At 69.8% G+C, this 2,442-nt stretch carries 2 protein-coding genes; one reads left to right on the forward strand and one right to left on the reverse strand.

Features of this window, described 5'->3' with window-relative positions; all coding sequences use genetic code 11:
- The first annotated feature begins 236 nt into the window (after positions 1–236).
- Positions 237–746: an Rv3235 family protein gene (locus RMO85_RS11070; protein ID WP_310528779.1), complete on the forward strand. Its 510-nt coding sequence runs from the start codon at positions 237–239 to the stop codon at positions 744–746.
- On the opposite strand, the gene RMO85_RS11075 is transcribed toward RMO85_RS11070, so the two are convergent.
- Positions 743–2,442: SEC-C metal-binding domain-containing protein (locus tag RMO85_RS11075; RefSeq protein WP_310528780.1), on the reverse strand; the 1,700-nt coding region annotated here is incomplete at its 5' end. The genes RMO85_RS11070 and RMO85_RS11075 overlap by 4 nt on opposite strands.

Raw genomic sequence — 2,442 nt, forward strand, 5'->3', positions numbered from 1 at the left:
CGCCGCGGCCGAGCTCGGCCCCGGCGCCGACGCGACCGACATCGATGCCTCGTGGCGCGAGCTCTACGCCGCCAACCGCGACGCCATCGGCAGCGACCCGGACCTCATCCGCCCCGGGCTCGACCTCGAGCCCGGATCGAACCGAAAGGCACGACCATGAGCGAGCGAAGCGAGCGAGTCATCCAACAGAGCGCGGACGGTGCCTCATGCGCGCACGGAGCGAAGCGAGTACGTGCATGAGCTTCAACGTGATCCCGATCCGACGCACCGTCGCGGTGGCGAGCGTGCAGGGCTCCCTCGCCCTCGACCTCACGCCGCGGCTCGATCCGCCGGAGACCGGGGTCCAGCTCCTGCCCACGACCTGGCCGGGCGACCTGGTGAGGACGGACGCCGCTCAGCGGGCCGAGCTCGACCGCTTCGTACGCCGCCACTTGGCCTGCGCCGTCGAGATCGCGTGCGGCGACCGGCCGACGACCCAGGTGCTGCGGCACTGCTCCCCCGACGTCTACGCCGACCTCGCTCGTCGCGCCCAGCTGGTCACCAGGGCCGCGGGCACCACCCCGGCCGTCGGGCGGGGCCGCGGTGCCATTCGCCCGGTGCTGCGCTCGGCGCACACCAGCCTGGTCCGTGCCGACGCGCTCGAGGCTGCCGCCCACGTCCGCTACGGCGCCCGGTCGCGCGCCCTGGCCGCCCGCTTCGAGGTCCTCGACGGTCGCTGGCAGTGTGTTGCGCTCGAGTGGGCCTAACCGCCCATGGTGGCTCGACCCGAGGCCCCGCCGGGAGCGCCGTGGCACTTCTTGTACTTCTTGCCCGACCCACACGGGCAGTCGGCGTTGCGACCGGTGCCGGCGAACGGGTCGTCGTCAACCGGGGCAGCGGTGACCTCGGCCACGCCGTCCTCGCTCGGGGCGGAGTAGGACAGGTTGGCCGGCTTTGCCTTGCGTTCCAGGCCCTTGGCCCGGATCTGCGGTGCCTGGTGGCCGTGGTCGTGGCCTTGATCTGCGTGGGCCTGGGCCTGCGCGAAGTCGATCTGCGGCGTCGTCGGGTCGAGCGCCGGGGCGGCGGCCCGGTCGGACTCGGTGACGGTGTCCTCCTCGTCGGTGTCCACCTCGACCTGGAGGTTGAACAAGAAGCCGACCGACTCCTCCTTGATGCCGTCCATCATGGCCGCGAACATGTCGAAGCCCTCGCGCTGGTACTCCACGAGCGGGTCGCGCTGGGAGTAGGCCCGCAGGTAGATGCCCTCACGCAGGTAGTCCATCTCGTAGAGGTGCTCACGCCACTTGCGGTCGAGCACGGACAAGATCACGCGCCGCTCGAGCTCGCGCATGACCTCCTCGCCCATCTCCGCCTCACGGCGGTCGTAGGCCGTCTGGATGTCCTTCTTCAGGTCCTCGATCAGCGCCTCGCGACTCATCGCGGCGCGGCCCCCGGCGGCCTTGACGACCGAATCGGCGGTGAGCTCGCTCGGATAGATCTGGTGCAGGGCCGTGAACAGGCCGTCGAGATCCCAGTCCTCGGCGTATCCCTCGGTGTAGCCGGTGACGTAGCCGGTGATGGTGTCGTCCATGAACGTGCGGATCTGCGACTCGAGGTCGGCACCCTCGAGGACGCCACGGCGCTCGCCGTAGATGACCTCGCGCTGGCGGTTCATCACGTCGTCGTACTTGAGGACGTTCTTGCGCGACTCGAAGTTCTGTGACTCGACCTGGCCCTGGGCGCTCGCGATGGCACCAGTGACGCGCTTGTTCTCGATCGGCACGTCGTCGGGCACCTTGAGCACCTGCAGGACCCGGTCGACCCAGTCGGACTTGAACAAGCGCATCAGCTCGTCCTGCAGCGACAGGTAGAACCGGGACTCGCCCGGGTCCCCCTGACGGCCGGAGCGACCACGCAGCTGGTTGTCGATGCGGCGCGACTCGTGGCGCTCGGTGCCCACGACGTAGAGCCCGCCGAGCGACTTGACCTCGTCGTGCTCGCTGGCGACGGTTGCCTTGACGCGCTCGAGGGTCTCGGCCCAGCCGGCCTCGTACGCGTCGGCCGTCTCACCGGTCGGTTCCAGGCCAAGCTTGCGCAGCTCCTGGTCGGCGAGGAACTCCACCGAGCCACCGAGCATGATGTCGGTGCCTCGACCGGCCATGTTGGTGGCCACGGTGACCGCGCCCCTGTGGCCGGCCATCGCGACGATCTTCGCCTCGTCGGCGTGGACCTTGGCGTTCAGGACGGTGTGCGGCACGCCCTTCTTCGTCAGCAGCCCGGACAGCAGCTCTGACTTCTCGACCGAGACGGTGCCGACCAGGATCGGCTGGCCCTTGTCGTGGCGCTCGGCGATGTCCTGGGTGACCGCGTCGTACTTGGCCTCCTCGGTCCGGTAGACGAGGTCGGCCTGGTCCGCGCGGATCATCGCCTTGTTGGTCGGGATCGGCACCACGCCGAGCTTGT

This window comes from Nocardioides sp. (assembly GCF_031422975.1).
Taxonomy (GTDB): Bacteria; Actinomycetota; Actinomycetes; order Propionibacteriales; family Nocardioidaceae; genus Nocardioides.